Here is a 17,922-nt window from a genome sequence, read left to right on the forward strand (position 1 = left end):
GGCAGCTGTGCGCAAGTTAGTAGACCGGTAGAGGCAACGGAACCCGGCGCGCCCGAAGGCGCCATGCGCACAACCGCCATCGAGTGCAGGCAATGCCTGACTGATGAGACTCATGCAGCCGGCTCCCGAAAACGTCCCTTGGCGGTGACCAGCAAAGTACTCAGCGCCGCCAGCCGAGCGCGTCAACCTATGACGGCGCTTGTGAGCAGCGTTTCCGCGAGCAGCAATGCGACTGCTCCACCTAAGCTTTGGCCGCAGATCAATAAAGTTCTAATTGCATGAAAACTGTCTGATCTCCTTTGAACGCATAGGCTTCATAAACTACGAACTCCCGCATTTTTGCAGTCTGAAGAGCCGGATATAGCTTGCTGATAAACTTCCACCGCCTCCCGCTAATTCGCTAGCGGCACCGCCCGAATCCAACAGTTGTTTGAACAAAAGACTACGGATCATTCTGATTTTTTCAAAAGACAATTTATTTGAGAAGCGTCCTACTTTTTTATTTTTTTAAATTTGGCAATCTCCATATCAGTCAGCTGTCGCTGGCTTTAACCGAACTAGCACAAGGAAAGCATGAAATGTTCAAAAACTTGATTAAACTACCTGCGTCACCAAATATTCAAGGAGCACCAGGTTTCGCAGACTTGGAGATGCCGCACTGGTCGAGGTACGCAATAAATAGCTAATACACTATAGCAGCGTGGATGCAGTCGCTGGCGAAGGGCTGCTTCCTTTTCTCAAGGATTAGAGTGCTATGGATTTTATTTTACAAGCTTCAAATCAAGGCTCTCTTGAATTTGTATTCTCGCCCTCTGGAAATAATGGCGAATACCTATTAAGTAGCGATGAACAACATAGATCAAGCAGTACATTGGAATTTAAGGGTGTTGGCCTGCTAACTTTTTGTGCGAGCAAACTTTCAGTCAGTATATTTTCCGAGCATCAAGTGTTTGTTTATAAGGAAAAGTGCGGAAATTTACTGATCTCCTCCAGTTTGGAGCTGCTTCTTTCCTGTAAAAAAAGCAGAACAACCCCAAATATTAATTATTTCATTGAGTATATCGCGTGCGGTGCAACGCCAAGAGTGCACACTCCGTTCTTGGATGTTTTTTACTTGCCTCCAGGTAGCGTATTAAGCTCTTCAGATATGCATGTTGATTTGGGGGAGGAGCTTGACCCTAGAGAAATAGAAGTTTTAGAGACTTTGGAGGATGGGTTAAGAAAGAGACTGGCTGGTGTTCGAACAGTTATGTTGGAATACTCTGGCGGACTCGAGTCTAGCATACTGCTGCATTCTCTCTTAGAAGTAATGCCTGATGGCGATTTACAGCTGATTCACCTCACTGACTTTGCTAGCGGTCAGGTAGATGACTTGCAGCGCGTAAAGAGTCTAGCGGCTAAACATCGTTGCGATCTGACGATTCTAGACGTAGAAGATCTCAAACCCTTTCAGGTCACCACCTGTTCAAATATTAAGCCAAATTTCCCTCATCCGGGACTTGTGAATATCGGATACTTAGACTACTCGTCTCACCTGCTTTCGTCGCAGAGCACGGCCATATTTAACGGCGCAGGCGGAGATTCAATTTTTTGTGCCGCCCCTCAAAAAGGATTGCCAGTTGAGCTATTGAAGAAAGGAGACGTTATTGGAGCGTTTAAAAGTTCACTATGTATTTCTAATTATTTGCGTTCGCCTTTTATACACGCCATCAAAGAGAGCTTTGAGGAATATAGATGTATGCAAATGAAATTAGACGATCCTGGACGTTTTTTTGCAAACAGTAACGGTATAAATAAAGTTGTCGCAAGTGGCCACTGTGCTCGTGAGTTTAAGGTTGATATTCCAGCCCATCCCCACTGTAGGGAAGTCAGTACGCTTGAGCGACACCTGAATTCAGCAGTAAATAGATATGAAATGCAATCGTCCCCGATGGCTGCTTTTGCAGGTCGCTATATTTGTCCGTTTTTGGCTCCAGACATTTTAAGTACAGGCCTAGCTACTCCTTCGGATCAACTTTTAAAATATGGGATAGACAGGTACAGCATCCGCAAGCGCGCCGCGGATAAGTATCAATCAGACGAATTTTGGTATAGGCGGAAGGGTGGCGTAGCAGGACTTACGCAGCGCTGTTTTTTGCATTACAAATCAGAGATTAAAAGTTTCATAACGGAAGGCTACTTGGTTCGAGCAGATATAGTGAACGTAGATGGTATGTGTCGGCTGATAGATGAGGTTGCGGCTGGAGTTGTAAAGTGTCCAGGGTCACTAATTAATTTATTCACTGCAAACATTTATATCAATCACTGGAAGGGTTATGTTGATGAATTTTGAACAGCAAAAGGAGGGATTTGTACAGTGGGGTAAGGGAGTAACGGCAGCCATCTATAACGGAAAAATCACAGCTCTTAACGAGGCGTCTAATGAGTTGATATTCTTTGATGACATACAAAGCAGCCTGCTGTTTTCGATCCTCGGTGCGCCCTCTTCGAAACTCTCAGAGGACGAGGTTGGCTCGCTTAATGACTTGGTTTCCGAAGGTTTGATTCGCTTAGGAGAAAAACTGCCAAAGGAATTTTTTCAAGATGAGAAAATTTCTAAGGGAGCTTTTGAATGCGACTGGCCGTTAGGTGAAAGCAGAGTCGACTTATCAGATTTCAGGCCGAAGTATTTCATAAGGGCCATGATATTTCTATCATCCGCAAAAAAGAACTCAGACAAAGGAAAGCTTCATATAATACTTCAGGACCTGCGGCGGTTTCCTCCCGATAGTATGGCGGCAGACGAAGCCGAATTGCATAAAATTGCGTGCAATGTAAACCTAGCCGTATTTTGCCTATGGCGTAAGGTCAAGTGCTTGGAGTTTGCTTACGCAGTTGCCCGTATCGCATTTAGCCATAATGTGAAATGTAAATTTATAGTCGGTGTTCAAACGCATCCTTTCATTTCTCATGCTTGGGTCGAAGGTGAAAGCGGCGTTGTCTATGATAGAAAGGAATTACCCATGGAGTTGGCTAAGATAGTGTCTATTGGTGGAAGCGGAAATGCTTGATAAGGATTTTTTAAGCGCCGTTAAAGCTTGCTGGAATATCTTAATTAACGCTAGTTTGAGCGTTAAGTTGTCATTTTTAGCGGCCTGCCTGTTGGATTTAATAACAGTATTCATGTCGGTGGCCGCGCCTGCTGTACTTAAGATATTAATTGATTCACTGAGCGCCAAGGAAGCCGTTGCGGAGGTCGCCTGGTTAGGCGCTGTTTATGGTGCCACATGGTTGGGCGCAGAACTACTACTTCGTCTGAGAGGAGTTCTTGCGGCCATCGTAGTGGAGAAAATTAAATTTGAAGCCACTAAACGATTCTGTGTTAACTCAATTTTTAAATTAGAGGTGGAACTAAAGGAGAGTCCAAGTGGAGTCTTTGCTACAAGGTTAAGTCAAACCAACAATGCGCTTCCCATGTTCATAGATGGTGTGGTTTGGCAGATCGTCCCGTTATTGGTAAGGCTTATCCTGTCGGTGTCAGTGCTTGTTCATTTTTCATCTTTAATTTACGCTTCGCTGTTAGCGGCTACAGTTTTGATCTTTGTTGTAATTTCTTTATTTAGCTACAAAGGTATTGGCGAAAGACAAAAGTTTTCGAATTTGTCAGCGCAGTCAACTTATTGGCGAATATTAGATGCCTTAAAAAACCGCACTATAATTATTGCCCACGCAGACGAGAGGGCGGAGTTCAAGCACATCGAGAAGGCTCTACTAGCATCTACAAAATCGGCGATCGGAGTCGTCAATTTTTCACAAGCCATAAGCTCCCTGCAAATTATGGTGTTAGGCGCTGGACTCACAGCAATTACAGTGTTTGCCGCGAGGGATCTAGCGGGGGGGGTTATTACGGCTGGAGATTTCGTGCAAATCAACGCATATGTGCTTCAGTTCGTGTTGCCGGTTAGCTATGTAGGCATGGTTTTGAGCGCCATCAAAAGGACTTCGGTCACCATAGCCGAAAATGCGGAACACCTGGTGCAGCCGTGCGTGTTGATCGACGACCCGAAAGAAGTTCAGCCACTGCCACCGCCAGTGATTACGTTGAATAAAGTTTGTATACATTCACTTGACGGGAAAATTCTCCTAAAAGACATAAGCGTCGTGATAGAAAGTGGGAGCAGTTTGGCGGTAGTGGGTAACTCAGGCGCTGGAAAGTCAACGTTGGCTAAAGCTTTGCTTGGTTTGGTTGAAGTGAGTGCTGGCGTGATTAAATATGATTCGCAGGAACTTTCGGGTGAGGCAATAAGGGCTTTGAGGAAACATGTAGGCTACGTGCCGCAAGACACATTTTTGTTTGATAGATCTGTCAAGGATAATGTGTTTGGGGATTTATTATTTGATCAGGCGGAGATTCCTCGCATATTGAGGGTAAGTGGAATTGATGATGATAAGGGGTTGCTCGAATGCAACGCTTGCCATGGCTTGTCCGGAGGTGAGAAGCAAAGAGTTTCATTCGCTCGCGCGATAGCTAGATACCCAAACGTCATAGTTTTAGATGAGCCTACTTCTTCACTTGACAAAGCAACTAAGAAAATTCTTTCCTCAGCTATCTATGCTGCTCTTAATGGTGTCACACGAATAATAATAACTCACGACTTAGTGGAGGCTAGCAAGGCGGATAAAATTATCGTTATGGATAACGGCACAATAGTTGAGCTTGGTACTCATCTCTCGCTATTAGATACCGGGGGGTGGTACGCAAAACACTACACATTATCCAAGGCGGTACAGACGCCACGTACAGAGCCGCCAACGGATACGATCGCTACAAACAACGTCTAGTTGAGCATAACACTGCGATTAGTGTCATCCGGATATTCGCCGCGTTGCGAGAGCTCGCCAAATAGAAAGCGGTGGGGCGAGCCTTCCAAATCGAAGGCCAGGTTACTCACCATCGCATGATCCGACGCGAGGGTTTCGTAGAAGTTGGCCAGCAGGCATCCGTTATCCATCTCTTTCACGATCGGGAGTAGCAGGCCGGGTTGATGGGGCGCTTCTGGATTGCTGGCTGCTTGCGGCATTAGCGGAAGCTCGACAAGGCGCGTTGAGTCCATAGCCGCCTGTTAAACCTAGTGCGGCATTCTTATTTCTCTGCGCACCTCTTCAGACAATAATCTTAAATTGTCATTGCTAGAAATTCTAGTGGAGTTTTAATTCGAAGAACTTGCGCCGTGCATGGGCCATGCAACCGATCTCGGTCACTCCGAGTTCGAAACTGGCCTTGTAGCCACCAAAATCATCACACACCAGCTTGCCCTTCCAGTCTTGCAAGAAGTTGCGAGCGTGCTCACCGGCGCGACTGGGGCTGAAGTCGTAAACCACCGCTGCCAAATTCGAGAACTGGCTGGTGGCGTAGGCCCAACATAAGAGCGGTGAGTTTTCTTTGAGCCCGGCACGAGCATCTGCACGGGTGTTTCATCGGCATGAATAACCTGCTGCCCAAACACTACGTCGCGCAGTGCATTGACAAGAGGTTGCAACTGCACCCCGGTCACACCAACCCATTGAGCCAAAGTTGAACGTGGAATCGCCAAACCGCACGGCCGAAGATCGATTCCTGACGGTAAAGCGGCAGATGGTCAGCAAACTTGGCGATCATGACGTGGGCAAGTAACCCGGCAGTCGGGAATCCCTTGTCGATGACCTGCGCCGGAACCGGCGCTTGGATCAGCGTTTCGCAGTCATCGCAGACCCACTTGCCACGGATATGGCGCTCAACGGTAAACACGCCGGGCGTGTAGTCCAGCTTTTCGCTGACGTCCTTACCGATACGCTTGAGTACGCAGCCACATGGGAGTTGTGCGATCTCGTGTGTGAGCTTCTCGATAACCGTTCGCCAAAGCGCGAAAATGTTCAGGGGTGTTCGGTATCCAACTCCATTTCAGAGCCTTGGTGAATGCCTGGCCAATTGAATTGCCTTGGTTCAAACGCCGAGCCGCCAGCCCGACCCCGAAGCCGTCATGCACCAGAACTTTCGTGCGCGTGGCGCGGCGGTTGGCAAATAGATACGCACAGTGCGGCTTCGCCGCACCGAACACCGCGATCACCCTGGCCAGCGCGGTGTTGGTGCCCGCTCGCATGTCCATCGGCTCGGTGGCGAGCCAGATGGTCAATGCGGATCACAGAGCAAGCCCTCGGACGAAGCGGGCGCATCCGTCAGGGTCTGAGATTGGCCACTTCACGGTGATCAATTGCTCGCCGAGTGGCAGCTCAATGATAATAGCGTCCGCTTAAGAATACGCGGACACAATCACCCTTGTTGGCGGAGCTTGGAAGGTGTGTTCACCGGCCCCTTACCTTCATCTACATGAAAAAAATTCCTTGTCTCGGTAGCCGTATGGCCATCCGTTTGATGACCTTAATTCAGTATTTGGCTACCACACGAACAGGCCGTAGGCCACTCGTGCCAGAAGGCAATGCTGGCGCACCTCCAGGTCACACGGGAATCGGCTGGTCTGGATGATGAGATCGATCAGCGTGTCGCCATCAGGTTTGATGGCGACAACAGAAAAGCCCTCCCAAACGGAAGGAACGTATCGCGCATAAGAACGCCGCTTTGTTAGATGTGTTTGCTCGCACGAACATCATCTCGAATCGGCGTTTTTTGTTTTGAGCTCTCAAGCTTCCGTACGAACCTTTGTTAAGCCACTCGGAGGGAGAAACTATTTGAACTAAATTACTGCTCGGCATCTATAGGCAAAATTACTAAAAAATAGTAGCCATCTTCGGTCGAGCAAGAAAATGTGTTGGTATCATTTTTTTTCATTCTCGGTTCGCATTTAGCGAAACGTCCTACATTTTTTTCGTTTAGAACTTGGCATGCTTCACGCCGATCGGAAAGCCATGTCGATGCAGCTTTCGCAGAGAATCATCATGGAGTTAAGTTTTCTATAGCTGCGCATCGAATTTACCCTTCGTTCCGGAACAATTAGATCTATACGACCAAAGCTTATCAAAGGCTACACATGTCTTATTCTGAAGAACTGTCCGAGTATTATTTAAAACTAGCCCAAACGCCTATTTCCAACGGGAATTTCGCGGGCGCGGATATGCGTTTTTCAGACGAATACGAAGTTTTGGAAGTGGAGCTTGGCAAAGCCCAGTCGGTGCATGAAAACGGTCGAGTCGACTGGTTGAATATATTGGAGCGAGGGGAAGCTTTGTTGCGCACCCAGTCGAAGGATCTACGAGTGGCGGCGTGGATGACTTGGGCGTTGTATCAGCGAGACTCGTTCCAAGGGCTGCTCGCCGGGGTGGGTCTCTTGCGATACCTCTGCAAGAATCATTGGGCTGAGCTGTACCCTTTGAAGGTTCGGACACGTGCGGCCAGTCTCAGTTGGCTCCTTCCGCGCCTGGAGGAGGCATTGGGTGATGATGTCGCGATTAAAACACAACTGACCTTATTCCAGATTCTGGCTGAACAACTCGAAGATCTTGACGTGGTGTTCACCGATCACTTGGGCGATGACGCACCTCTATTACTCCCGCTGTGTCGGCGCCTCAGGAGTCTGGTGCAGCGTTCCATCGATAATAAGCCGCCGCCGAGCGCCGTTGAAGCGATAGTAGCGCAGGTGAAGCAAACTGCTACTCAACTATTCACTGCCGATGTTTCAATCGAAAATGAAAAGGACGCCCATCGGGCTCTGCGCGCCCAGCAGGAAAGCGCTCGTTCGTTATGCACATGGTGGCTCAAGCAAAAGGCGACCGATGCTCGGGCTTTGCGGCTGAACCGTACCGTGCTCTGGCTGAGTATCGATGCCGTTCCAGAGCATGATGTAGAGCTAAAAACCCTTTTGCGTGGGCTTCCTGCGGATAAGCTCAGGGCGTACCGGGAAAGTTTCCAGCAAAGTAACTACGCAAATCTTCTGGTTGAAATAGAGGCCAGCTTGGCTAAGGCACCTTTCTGGTTTGATGGCCAGAGGCTCGCCTGGGAGTGTTTACAAGGGCTGGGTGCGGAGCCTGCCATGCGCGAGCAGGAAATCCATTTCGCATTGTTCCTGCAACGTTTGCCCGGAGTCATCGAGTTGCGTTGGCACGATGGCGAACCGTTCGCGGATCCGTCCACTCGAGCATGGATAGCCGCCCATGTCATGCCTCGTCTGGATCTTCCAGACGCTGGGCCCCGAACCGATGTGAACGACAACCACATGCCTTGGGAACGAGCTTTGGAAGAAGCTCAGGTGATGCTACGCAACGAAAGTCTCAAGTCTGCGGTGCAGTTTCTCAGCCAGGCAATGCAAAACACATACGGCGGACGTACGCGCTTCCTTTGGCGGTTCGCGATGGCTCGTTTGTGCTTCTCGGCCAAGAAATACGAGCTCGCCAAAGCCCAGCTCGAGGTGCTCGATCAGACGTTGCTGGGCGCAGATTTGAACGAATGGGAGCCCGATCTCGCGTTGCAGGTGCTGCACCTGTTGTATCGCTGCTGCGAGCTATTGCCTCAGAACCATCTCGTGCGCGAATGCAGGGATGAAACTTACCGCCGCTTATGTCACCTCGACCTGGAACGGGTAATCGAATAGGCCTACGGGCCCCATAGTAAGGAAAGAAAGCATGGCCAAAGAAGGCTCTGTCGCTCCCAAGGAGCGCATCAACGTCACGTTCAAGCCCGCAACCGGGGGCGCTCAGGAAGAAATTGAGTTGCCGCTAAAACTGCTCGCAGTTGGCGATTACACCCACCGTCAGGATGGGCGCAAGGTTGAGGATCGTAAACCGATCAGCATCGACAAGATGACCTTCGACGAAGTGCTGGCCAAGCAGGAGTTGAATCTGGTCCTGAGTGTACCGAATCGCCTCCAACCAGAAGGTGACATAGACGAGCTCGCGGTTCAATTGCGCTTGAACTCGATGAAGGATTTCAACCCCGCTAGCCTCGTCGAGCAGGTACCTGAGCTCAAGAAATTGATGGAACTGCGTGATGCGTTGGTAGCGCTCAAAGGTCCGTTGGGTAATGCCCCCGCCTTTCGCAAAGCTATCGAAGGCGTGCTTGCAGACGACAAATCACGCAGTCGCATATTGGACGAACTAGGCCTGCCGACTTCAGCGCAGGCTGTTTGATTCACTGAGCCAAGGAAGACACACATGCACACCTCAATAGCGCAGCAAGTTGTCCGCGACGATAGCGAGTGCAGCATCCTCGAAAGCATCATCGCCGAAACCCGACTGACACCGCGGGACGATGCTTACGACATTGCCAGGCGGGGCCTGGCCGCATTTATCGCGGAGCTTCTCAAGCCTCAGCACAACCGCGAGCCGGTCAAGAAGGCAATGGTAGACCGCATGATCGCCGACATCGACGCGAAGCTCAGCCGGCAGGTTGACGAGATCCTCCATCATCCCGCCTTCCAGGCATTGGAGTCAGCATGGCGTGGTTTGCAACTGTTAGTGGATCGCACCGACTTTCGCGAGAACATTAAAGTTGAAATGCTCAACATATCCAAAAGCGATTTGCTGGATGATTTTGAGGACTCTCCGGAAGTCATGCGGTCGGGCCTGTACAAACATGTATACACCGCCGAGTACGGTCAATTCGGTGGGCAGCCGGTTGGCGCGATTATCGCGAATTACTTCCTGTCTCCAAGCTCACCCGATGTAAAGCTGATGCGGCATATATCCTGCGTAGCAAGCATGGCGCATGCGCCTTTTATCGCTGCGGCCGGTCCGGAATTCTTTGGATTGGAGAGTTTTACTGGATTGCCTGATCTCAAAGACTTGAAGGATCATTTTGAAGGCCCGCAATTCACCAAATGGCAGAGCTTCCGTGAATCGGAAGATGCGCGCTACGTGGGGCTGACCGTACCGCGATTTCTCCTGCGTAGTCCCTACGATCCTCAGGAAAACCCGGTAAAGTCTTTCGTCTACAAGGAAGTCGTCGCCAACAGTCACGAGCATTATCTATGGGGGAATGCGGCGTACGCGTTTGGTACTCGTCTTAGCGAAAGCTTTGCCAAATTCCGCTGGTGTCCAAATATTGTCGGTCCCCAAAGCGGAGGGGCAGTGGAAGATCTTCCACTGCATCACTTTGAAAGCATGGGCGAAATCGAAACCAAGATTCCTACCGAAGTTCTTGTCTCGGATAGACGCGAATACGAGCTGGCCGAAGAAGGTTTTATCTCGCTGACGATGCGCAAAGGTAGCGATAACGCCGCATTTTTCTCTGCCAGTTCGGTACAGAAACCAAAGTTTTTCGGGATCAGTGCTGAAGGGAAGATGAATGAGCTGAACTACAAGTTAGGTACGCAGCTGCCATACATGATGATCGTCAACCGCCTGGCTCATTATTTGAAGGTTTTGCAGCGAGAGCAGCTCGGGTCATGGAAAGAACGTACTGATCTGGAACTGGAGCTGAACAAGTGGATCCGCCAGTACATTGCCGACCAAGAAAATCCGAGTGCTGAAGTCCGTGGTCGCCGGCCGTTGCGGGCTGCCCAGGTCATCGTCACCGATGTCGAAGGTGAGCCCGGCTGGTATCGCGTGAGCCTGCACGTACGCCCACATTTCAAGTACATGGGCGCCGACTTTACCCTGTCGTTGGTTGGCAAGCTGGACAAAGCGTGAGCGGAGCCTAGCTCATGACTGGATACGGCAGCTTTTTCGAGCGGCTGAACGGCGACGTCGAAACACGCGCATTCATGAGCCGCGATGACTGCATCGTGGCTTCAGTGGCTGCTCATCTGGCGAAGATGCTTGGCACTCGTGCCGGTAGCGTGCCAATAGCGCCTGACTACGGATTACCCGACCTCAACGACATGCGCCTTAGTTTGCACGATGTGCATAGTCAGGCCTGCCATGCGATTCAGGCATTCATCAGGACTTACGAGCCGCGCCTGAGCAATGTGTGTGTGACTGCCAGGTCTGGCGATGCCGAGCGACTCAGTCTGTTTTTCAGCATCGATGCCCTGTTGAACGTGGAAGGGTTGAGGCGGCAAGTGAGTTTTTCCGCCTGTTTGAGTGGCAGCGGACAAGTCAAGGTCAGTCAAGGATAGACAGCATGTCATTCAATCATTACTACCAGAGTGAACTCACTGCGCTTCGGCAGTTGGGCCGGCGTTTTGCCGAGCGAAATCCCGCTCTGGCACCGTTCCTGGGGCAGGCGGGACGTGATCCTGATGTCGAGCGGTTGCTCGAAGGGGTCGCTTTCCTTACCGGGCGCTTGCGCCAGAAGCTCGATGATGAGCTACCGGAGTTGAGCCATTCCCTGATGCAGTTGCTGTGGCCGAATTACATGCGGCCCCTACCAGCTTTCAGCATGTTGCAGTTCGATCCGCTGCAGCGAACAGGCCCCGCAGCACATGTGGAGCGTGATACTCCGGTCGAAAGCGTCCCTGTCCAGGAGGTGCGTTGTCGTTTCCGTACGTGTTACCCAACCGAGGTGCTCTCGCTAGACCTGACTGGGCTCAGCTACTCGATTAAAGGCGAGGGTTCATTGTTAAACCTGCGTCTGCAAATGCAATGCAACGGCCACTTGGGCGAATTGAAGTTGAGTCATTTGCGCCTTCACCTGGCCGGCGAGCGTTATGTCAGCCAGATGCTCTATTTCAATCTGTTGCGCAATCTAAAAAGCATCCAGTTGGTTCCACTGGATGGGGAAGGGCATGTCGTAAACGACATGAACGGAGTCCCGCTGACATTCAGCATCTGCGCCAATAAAGTCCACCCGGTGGGGTTTGCGGAAGAGCATGCGTTGGTACCCTATCCATTAAATACTTTTCGCGGCTACCGGTATCTGCAGGAATACTATGCCTTCCAGGACAAGTTTCTATTCGTCGATGTCAATGGTCTAGACGTACTCAACGCTTTGCCGCAGGACGCGCTGAAGCAGATGCGAGGATTGGACCTGCGTTTCGATATCGGTAGGAGTGGCGCCCAGCGGTTACGTCCGACTAAGGACAATGTGAAGCTCTACTGCACGCCTATCGTCAATCTTTTCAAACATGACGCTCAGCCGATTCGTCTGGATGGAAAACAGGACGAGTATCTCCTTTTGCCCGCTCAATACAACCCGGAACACTGCGGGGTATTTTCAGTCGAGAGCGTCGTTGGTTGGAGTCCCGGTGGCCTGGGTTACGACACTTATTTGCCGTTCGAGTCTTTCGAGCACGACTCCAGTTCTGATGCTTCTGGCAAGCGCGCTTATTACAGCGTCCGGCAGCGCCCGTCCGTTCTTCACGGTGGCCTGGACACTTGCCTGGGCTTTGGTGGCCGGCACAACCCAGCTGACGAAACCCTTTCCATAGAATTGATGTGTACCAACCGGAACCTGCCGTGCCAGCTGAAGCCGGGCGATATCAACCAGCCAGGTGAAAAAAACCCGGAATCGCTAAGTTTCCGCAATATTGGCCCCGTTACGCCAAGCTTTGCGCCCCCCTTGGATAATGACTTCCTCTGGAAGCTCATCAGCAACATGTCGCTTAACTACCTATCGCTGGCCGACGTCAACGCGTTAAAGGTAATACTCGAAACTTATGATTTTCCGCGCTACTTCGACGAGCAAACACAGAAGGTCAGCAAACGTTTACTAGATAGCCTGAAGTCGATCAGGCATTGCCATACGGATCGACTCCATCATGGTTTACCGGTTCGTGGGTTATGTACAGAGCTGACAGTCGACCCGCAAGGATATATCGGTGAAGGCGACTTGTTTCTCTTTGCTTCGGTTCTCAATGAGTTTTTTGCGCTTTATGCGAGCCTGAATTCGTATCACGAGTTGCGGGTGAACAGCACACAGGGAGAGGTGTATCAATGGTTACCCCGCATGGGTCAGCAGCCGCTTCTATAAGCGCGCTGACGCGAGGAATACGCGAATATTCGTTATTTCAGGCGGTGCTGCTGATTATTGATCGGCTGCGCGAAAGCCATCCTTATCTGAACGACGAGGAACTGTACGATCAATTGGAATTCCAGGCCAACCCAAGCCTTGGGTTTCCAGCCAGCGATGTCGAGCGTGTGGTTTTTTTCGAAGAACACGGACAGGCACGGGCTCGTCTGAGCATCAATCTGATTAGCCTGGTGGGCTCCGGATCGCCTTTACCGGCCTTTTACAGCGAGCAGGCGTTAAGTGTCGAAGATATCAATCCGACGCGCCAGTTCCTCGATCTTTTCCACGATCGCCTGCAACGGTTGATGTTGCCGATCTGGCGCAAGTACCGCTATTGCGCAAGTTTTCAGAGCGGTGCTCGGGACGCGTTTTCCGAGCAGCTATTCGCACTGATTGGCTTGAGGGGCGAAAAAATTCGCAAAGCCACTCAATTGAACTGGAAGCGGCTGCTGCCGTACCTCGGTTTGTTGAGCCTGCGTGCTCACTCGGCGGCTTTGATCGAAGCTGTGCTGCGCTATTACTTCAAACACCCCGAGCTGAACCTTGAGCAGTGTGTGGAGCGTCGAGTAGACATTATTGCCGAGCAACGCAATCGGCTGGGAATGGCCAATAGTTTGTTAAGCGAAGAACTGGTGCTCGGCGCTCAAGTTCGGGATCGCAGCGGCAAGTTCAGGATTCACATCGCGGAGCTGGACTGGCAACGTTTTCATGAGTTTCTTCCGATTGGTATGGGTTACCAGCCTCTCTGCGCGTTGGTGCGATTTACCCTGCGCGACCCTCTTGAATATGACATCCGCCTGGTCTTGCAAAAGGACGAAATAAGGGCGCTCAGCATCGGAAAGCGGAACACCTGCCGCTTGGGATGGACCAGTTGGCTGGGACATGAGCGAGCCGATGGCGTGGTGATTCTTGGCAGCAACATTCATCAGGAGCGACTCACATGATCGACGTAAACCTCCAACAGCTCATCCAGGCGCTCGATGCTGATAGCCGACGCGAATTGGAGCGTTCTGCCGAGCGATGTGTTGAGCGTGGCGCGAGTAAAGTCCTGGTAGAGGATCTGTTGCTTAGCCTGCTAGAGCGAAGCCAAGGCCTACTCGGGCGAGCCTTACAAGACGCTGGGGTGAGCGCAGGCGAGCTGATCGCGATTCTGCAGCCACGAACAGAGGATGGCACGTCGCGTAATCCAGTATTTGCCCCCGAGTTGATCCAATGGCTACAGGATGCGTTGCTTTTGGCGAATGTCGAGCTAGGACAGAGCAGCGTGAATGAGGCCGCTTTGATCCTGGCGTTAATACGGAATCCGGCTCGCCACGCAGGCACTCGTTTCCAGCCACTACTAGCTCGATTGAACATCGAACGACTGAAAGAATTCGCCTTGTCAGGTCAAGCTCAAACGGGGACTGAACTATCCAAAGCTCCAGATGAGTCGCTCCTTGAGCGTTTCACTCACAACCTGACCCAACAGGCCCGTGACGGCAAGCTGGACCCGGTGCTTTGTCGAGACGGGGAAATTGGACAGCTGATCGATATCCTTTCTCGTCGCCGCAAAAACAATCCTATCGTGGTCGGTGAGGCAGGGGTGGGAAAGACTGCGGTTGTGGAAGGGTTAGCTCTGCGCATCGCAGCAGGTGAAGTGCCACCGGGGCTTGAGCGAGCAGAGATCCTGACGCTGGATATGGGCTTGCTGCAGGCTGGAGCGAGTATCAGGGGGGAGTTTGAACGTCGTCTCAAAGGTGTAATCGACATCGTCAAGGCTTCGCCTGATTCCGTCATTTTATTCATCGACGAAGCCCATACATTGATTGGCGCAGGCGCAAGCTCCGGAGGGACCGACGCGGCTAACCTGCTCAAACCGGCTTTGGCCCGGGGGGAGCTGCGCACGATCGCGGCTACTACATGGACTGAGTACAAAAAATACTTCGAGAAGGATCCGGCTCTTGCTCGTCGGTTCCAGCCTGTGCAGTTGCGCGAGCCGGCGATCGGCGATGCGGTGACCATCTTACGTGGTCTGGCGCGATTGTATGAGGCGACCCATGGGATTTATCTGCGCGATGATGCGGTGGTTGCCGCGGCCCATCTGTCGGCCCGCTACCTGGCGGGGCGCCAACTGCCGGACAAGGCTGTCGATGTGCTTGATACCGCTTGTGCTCGTGTACGCATCAGTCTGGCTGCCGCCCCGCAACGCCTTGAGCGCTTGCGCGGCGAATTGGCCGAGGAGGAGCGGCGATGCCAGGCGTTGCGGCGCGATGCTCAGGCCGGTTTGTCAGTTGATCTTCAAGCGTTGCAATCGCTGCAAACACGATTGGAAGCTCTCAAAGACGAATGCCAGGCATTGGAAGCGCAGTGGTCCGAACAGCGAACTCTGGCCGAACGCCTGTTATCGCTGCGTCGACAAATTTCCGAGGCCAGGGAACAACATACCAGCGAGGTCTTGGAAACCGCGTTACATGTTACTCACAGCGCTTTGTTGGTCGCACAGACGCAGGAACGCCTCGTCAGCTTTGAAGTATGTCCGCGACTGGTAGCTGAAGTAATCAGCGCATGGACTGGCGTACCGCTGACGCAGCTGGCATATGAGCACAATATAAAAATCGCCCGTTTCTCGGCTGACTTGCGAACCCGTATCCGGGGGCAGGAACCAGCTGTGCAAGCACTCGACCGAGCGATGCGTGCCGCCGCTGCTGGCTTGAACAAACCTGACGCGCCAGCAGGCGTGTTTTTGTTGGTCGGGCCTAGTGGTGTGGGCAAGACCGAAACGGCCTTGGCCCTGGCTGAACTCTTATATGGAGGTGATCGTTTTATAACGACCCTCAACATGGCCGAATTCCAGGAAAAATATACCGTATCGCGGTTGATTGGCGCGCCACCGGGCTATGTCGGGTTCGGCGAAGGAGGCATGCTTACCGAAGCAGTCAGACGAATGCCCTATTCAGTTGTATTGCTCGATGAGGTCGAGAAAGCCGATCCGGATGTACTTAATCTGTTCTATCAAATTTTCGACAAAGGCCTGGCCAATGATGGGGAAGGAAGGGAGATAAACTTTCGCAACACGCTCATTTTGATGACTTCGAATCTGGGCAGTGAGCGCATTCGCGATTTGTGTGCAAACGGCAGGCAGCCGAGTGCTGAATGCCTAGAAGAAGCCATTCGTCCATTGCTTAGCAGCCATTTCCAACCCGCTTTACTGGCCCGTATGTGCGTGGTGCCCTATTACCCGATAAGCAAAGAGGTAATGCGCGAGCTGGTGGAGCTGAAACTGGTTCGTTTGGGCGAGCGATTGAAGCGTCGCCAATTGAGCTTCAGTTTTTGCGCGCGACTTGTTGATTATCTGGTCGACCGTTGCGTTTGCAGCGAAAGCGGCGCCCGCTTCATTGACCAACTGCTTGACTTGCACTTGATGCCCGGGCTGGCCGACGGCCTGCTCGCAGCGATGGCGGACGGTGAAAAGCCGCAGAAGGTGCGAGCCATTCTTAATGGTCAGGCCACCATAGCTTGCGAGTTCACTTAATGGGCGCGCTTGTCACGCAGGAGTCCCAACCGCTGGCTTATGCCGAGGCCCTTTTGGCACTTTTTTACAGCCTTTCGCGATCAACGGACGAGGTGTCTCTGCTCGAGGCGTTCGTCAAGGGCGCGGCGCGGTTAAGTGGTTGTGAACTGGTTCAGTTGTATTTGCTCGATTCCAAACAATCCCGGTTGGAAATTCACAGCGAGTGCCTTGGCGAGCGATTGCAGTTTCGGGACCGGAGCGGCCTACCTTGCGATTACTACCACGAACAGTTGCTGCAATTCGCCCTGAGCCAAAATCGTGTGGTTTGCCTCGATGCACTGTCCGGCAGCTTGCACAGTACAAATTTTCTGCCGGTCCATGTCATGCCGTGGCAGTCGTTGTTATGCGTGCCACTTGTCACTACGCACGGAGCAGTCAATGGGTTGTTGCTATGCGCCAGCGCCAGACATATCGACTTGGCTGGATTCGCGGAATCTCTGGGGCACTTGGGAGCGTTCGCCCTTAGTCAGATTAGCTTATTGCGGCGCCAGCGCCTTCCTGTACCCGCCGACTTACCAGCTGTTACCAACGTATCGAACGCTGACCGCTTCGGCCTGATTGGCAGGAGTGCGGCAATGCGTCAGACCTGCTTGTTGATCGGCAAAGTCATAAATAGCCCTTATACCGTCTTGCTGTGTGGCGAGACTGGTACCGGCAAGGAGGTGGTAGCCCGCGCCATTCATGATCATGGGCCGCGCAGAGCCGAGGCGTTTATTGTCCAGAATTGCGCGGCGCTTCCGGAACATCTTTTGGAAAGCGAACTGTTCGGTTACCGAAAAGGCGCATTTACTGGCGCTGATCGTGACCGTACTGGCCTGTTCGATGCGGCTGACAAAGGTACATTGCTGCTCGACGAAATCGGTGACATGCCTCTATCCCTTCAGGCCAAATTACTGCGAGTTTTGCAGGAAGGTGAAGTTCGTCCGCTGGGGTCAAACCACACCCACACAATTGATGTGCGCATCGTCGCCGCCACCCATCGGGACCTTAAGGTTCTGATGAAGGAGGGCAAGTTCAGGGAAGACTTGTATTACCGAATCGCGCAGTTCCCTATCCAATTACCGGCGTTGCGCCATCGCGGCCCTGACATCATCGAATTGGCACGGCACTTTACCGAAAAGGCTTGCGCGCTCCTGAAGCGAGATAGCGTGTACTGGTCAGATGCCGCGCTGGCTCATCTGGCTGCCTATGATTTTCCAGGAAACATCCGCGAACTCAAGGGCATCGTGGAAAGAGCAGTGCTGTTGTGCGAAGGCAGAGAGCTGCTGGTCGAGCATTTTGCGCTGCACATCAAAAATCCATCCGATCAAGGCCGCGTAAGTCTTCGCGAACGGCTGGAACAGATCGAGCGTAACTTGGTGATTGATTGCCTACGCAAGAATGCCGGCAACCAAACCATTGCTGCGCAAGAACTCGGTCTGCCGCGACGTACGCTCTTGTATCGAATGAGCCGCCTGAAAATACGCCGCAAGGATGCCGAAAATTAATCTTCGCGGCTTTCCATCCGTATCGATTC

General features: G+C 51.9%; 13 protein-coding genes and 1 pseudogene. 11 read left to right on the top strand and 3 right to left on the bottom strand.

Features of this window, described 5'->3' with window-relative positions:
- Window positions 1-754: 754 nt before the first annotated feature.
- The 3 genes from J3P90_RS00475 to J3P90_RS00485 are packed head-to-tail and all read left to right on the top strand — an operon-like array spanning window position 755 to window position 4,821.
- Window positions 755-2,332, top strand: a complete 1,578-nt coding sequence (locus J3P90_RS00475; RefSeq protein ID WP_434675644.1) for an asparagine synthase-related protein — start codon at window positions 755-757, stop codon at window positions 2,330-2,332.
- Window positions 2,322-3,050, top strand: coding sequence for a lasso peptide biosynthesis B2 protein (locus J3P90_RS00480; RefSeq protein ID WP_434675645.1), 729 nt, complete (start codon window positions 2,322-2,324; stop codon window positions 3,048-3,050). Before J3P90_RS00475 ends, J3P90_RS00480 begins: the two co-directional genes overlap by 11 nt.
- Complete coding sequence (locus tag J3P90_RS00485; RefSeq protein WP_434675646.1) at window positions 3,043-4,821, top strand: ABC transporter ATP-binding protein; 1,779 nt, start codon at window positions 3,043-3,045, stop codon at window positions 4,819-4,821. Before J3P90_RS00480 ends, J3P90_RS00485 begins: the two co-directional genes overlap by 8 nt.
- On the opposite strand, the gene J3P90_RS00490 is transcribed toward J3P90_RS00485, so the two are convergent.
- The 3 genes and pseudogenes from J3P90_RS00490 to tnpB all read right to left on the bottom strand — a co-directional run bounded on the left by J3P90_RS00490 (window position 4,818) and on the right by tnpB (window position 6,125).
- Window positions 4,818-5,060 carry a DUF6124 family protein gene (locus J3P90_RS00490; RefSeq protein ID WP_434675647.1) on the bottom strand — a complete coding sequence of 81 codons (243 nt, stop codon included), beginning with the start codon at window positions 5,058-5,060 and terminating at the stop codon, window positions 4,818-4,820. The two genes, J3P90_RS00485 and J3P90_RS00490, sit on opposite strands and share 4 nt — an antisense overlap.
- Before the next feature lie 130 nt (window positions 5,061-5,190).
- Window positions 5,191-5,848 (bottom strand): annotated as a pseudogene (gene tnpC, locus J3P90_RS00495) (IS66 family transposase); the annotation flags it as partial.
- A complete protein-coding gene (gene tnpB, locus J3P90_RS00500) occupies window positions 5,802-6,125 on the bottom strand; it encodes an IS66 family insertion sequence element accessory protein TnpB (RefSeq protein WP_434676609.1) in 324 nt (107 codons plus the stop codon). The gene tnpB and the pseudogene tnpC, both read right to left, overlap by 47 nt.
- Before the next feature lie 879 nt (window positions 6,126-7,004).
- Here tnpB and tssA point away from each other — a divergent pair.
- From tssA to J3P90_RS00540, 8 genes are read left to right on the top strand one after another with little or no spacing between them, the layout of a single operon-like run.
- Window positions 7,005-8,561 (top strand): type VI secretion system protein TssA, encoded by a 1,557-nt coding sequence (tssA, locus tag J3P90_RS00505; RefSeq protein WP_434675648.1) that lies wholly within the window; start codon window positions 7,005-7,007, stop codon window positions 8,559-8,561.
- A gap of 31 nt (window positions 8,562-8,592) precedes the next feature.
- On the top strand, window positions 8,593-9,096 hold the full coding sequence (gene tssB / locus J3P90_RS00510; RefSeq protein WP_420765964.1) for a type VI secretion system contractile sheath small subunit: 504 nt from the start codon (window positions 8,593-8,595) through the stop codon (window positions 9,094-9,096).
- Window positions 9,097-9,120: 24 nt separating this feature from the next.
- On the top strand, window positions 9,121-10,596 hold the full coding sequence (gene tssC / locus J3P90_RS00515; protein ID WP_434675649.1) for a type VI secretion system contractile sheath large subunit: 1,476 nt from the start codon (window positions 9,121-9,123) through the stop codon (window positions 10,594-10,596).
- Between the two features lie 14 nt (window positions 10,597-10,610).
- Window positions 10,611-11,024 (top strand): type VI secretion system baseplate subunit TssE, encoded by a 414-nt coding sequence (tssE, locus tag J3P90_RS00520; protein WP_434608575.1) that lies wholly within the window; start codon window positions 10,611-10,613, stop codon window positions 11,022-11,024.
- Between the two features lie 5 nt (window positions 11,025-11,029).
- Complete coding sequence (gene tssF, locus J3P90_RS00525; protein WP_434675650.1) at window positions 11,030-12,817, top strand: type VI secretion system baseplate subunit TssF; 1,788 nt, start codon at window positions 11,030-11,032, stop codon at window positions 12,815-12,817.
- A complete protein-coding gene (gene tssG, locus J3P90_RS00530; RefSeq protein ID WP_434675651.1) occupies window positions 12,781-13,800 on the top strand; it encodes a type VI secretion system baseplate subunit TssG in 1,020 nt (339 codons plus the stop codon). Before tssF ends, tssG begins: the two co-directional genes overlap by 37 nt.
- Window positions 13,797-16,367 carry a type VI secretion system ATPase TssH gene (tssH, locus tag J3P90_RS00535; protein ID WP_434675652.1) on the top strand — a complete coding sequence of 857 codons (2,571 nt, stop codon included), beginning with the start codon at window positions 13,797-13,799 and terminating at the stop codon, window positions 16,365-16,367. Before tssG ends, tssH begins: the two co-directional genes overlap by 4 nt.
- Complete coding sequence (locus J3P90_RS00540) at window positions 16,367-17,893, top strand: sigma-54 interaction domain-containing protein (protein WP_434675653.1); 1,527 nt, start codon at window positions 16,367-16,369, stop codon at window positions 17,891-17,893. The genes tssH and J3P90_RS00540 overlap by 1 nt, the downstream gene beginning before the upstream one ends.
- Window positions 17,894-17,922 lie beyond the last annotated feature (29 nt).

The organism is Pseudomonas sp. D3-10 (genome assembly GCF_051132175.1).
Classification (GTDB): domain Bacteria; phylum Pseudomonadota; class Gammaproteobacteria; order Pseudomonadales; family Pseudomonadaceae; genus Aquipseudomonas.

What these genes read in the sequence shown, in the direction of transcription:
- tnpB (WP_434676609.1), bottom strand. Translation starts at nt 6,125, where the DNA reads ATGGACATGCGAGCGGGCACCAACACCGCGCTGGCCAGGGTGATCGCG.
- tssG (WP_434675651.1), top strand. Translation starts at nt 12,781, where the DNA reads ATGGTTACCCCGCATGGGTCAGCAGCCGCTTCTATAAGCGCGCTGACG.
- J3P90_RS00480 (WP_434675645.1), top strand. Translation starts at nt 2,322, where the DNA reads ATGAATTTTGAACAGCAAAAGGAGGGATTTGTACAGTGGGGTAAGGGA.
- J3P90_RS00540 (WP_434675653.1), top strand. Translation starts at nt 16,367, where the DNA reads ATGGGCGCGCTTGTCACGCAGGAGTCCCAACCGCTGGCTTATGCCGAG.
- J3P90_RS00490 (WP_434675647.1), bottom strand. Translation starts at nt 5,060, where the DNA reads ATGCCGCAAGCAGCCAGCAATCCAGAAGCGCCCCATCAACCCGGCCTG.
- tssF (WP_434675650.1), top strand. Translation starts at nt 11,030, where the DNA reads ATGTCATTCAATCATTACTACCAGAGTGAACTCACTGCGCTTCGGCAG.
- J3P90_RS00475 (WP_434675644.1), top strand. Translation starts at nt 755, where the DNA reads ATGGATTTTATTTTACAAGCTTCAAATCAAGGCTCTCTTGAATTTGTA.
- tssE (WP_434608575.1), top strand. Translation starts at nt 10,611, where the DNA reads ATGACTGGATACGGCAGCTTTTTCGAGCGGCTGAACGGCGACGTCGAA.
- tssH (WP_434675652.1), top strand. Translation starts at nt 13,797, where the DNA reads ATGATCGACGTAAACCTCCAACAGCTCATCCAGGCGCTCGATGCTGAT.
- tssB (WP_420765964.1), top strand. Translation starts at nt 8,593, where the DNA reads ATGGCCAAAGAAGGCTCTGTCGCTCCCAAGGAGCGCATCAACGTCACG.
- J3P90_RS00485 (WP_434675646.1), top strand. Translation starts at nt 3,043, where the DNA reads ATGCTTGATAAGGATTTTTTAAGCGCCGTTAAAGCTTGCTGGAATATC.
- tssA (WP_434675648.1), top strand. Translation starts at nt 7,005, where the DNA reads ATGTCTTATTCTGAAGAACTGTCCGAGTATTATTTAAAACTAGCCCAA.
- tssC (WP_434675649.1), top strand. Translation starts at nt 9,121, where the DNA reads ATGCACACCTCAATAGCGCAGCAAGTTGTCCGCGACGATAGCGAGTGC.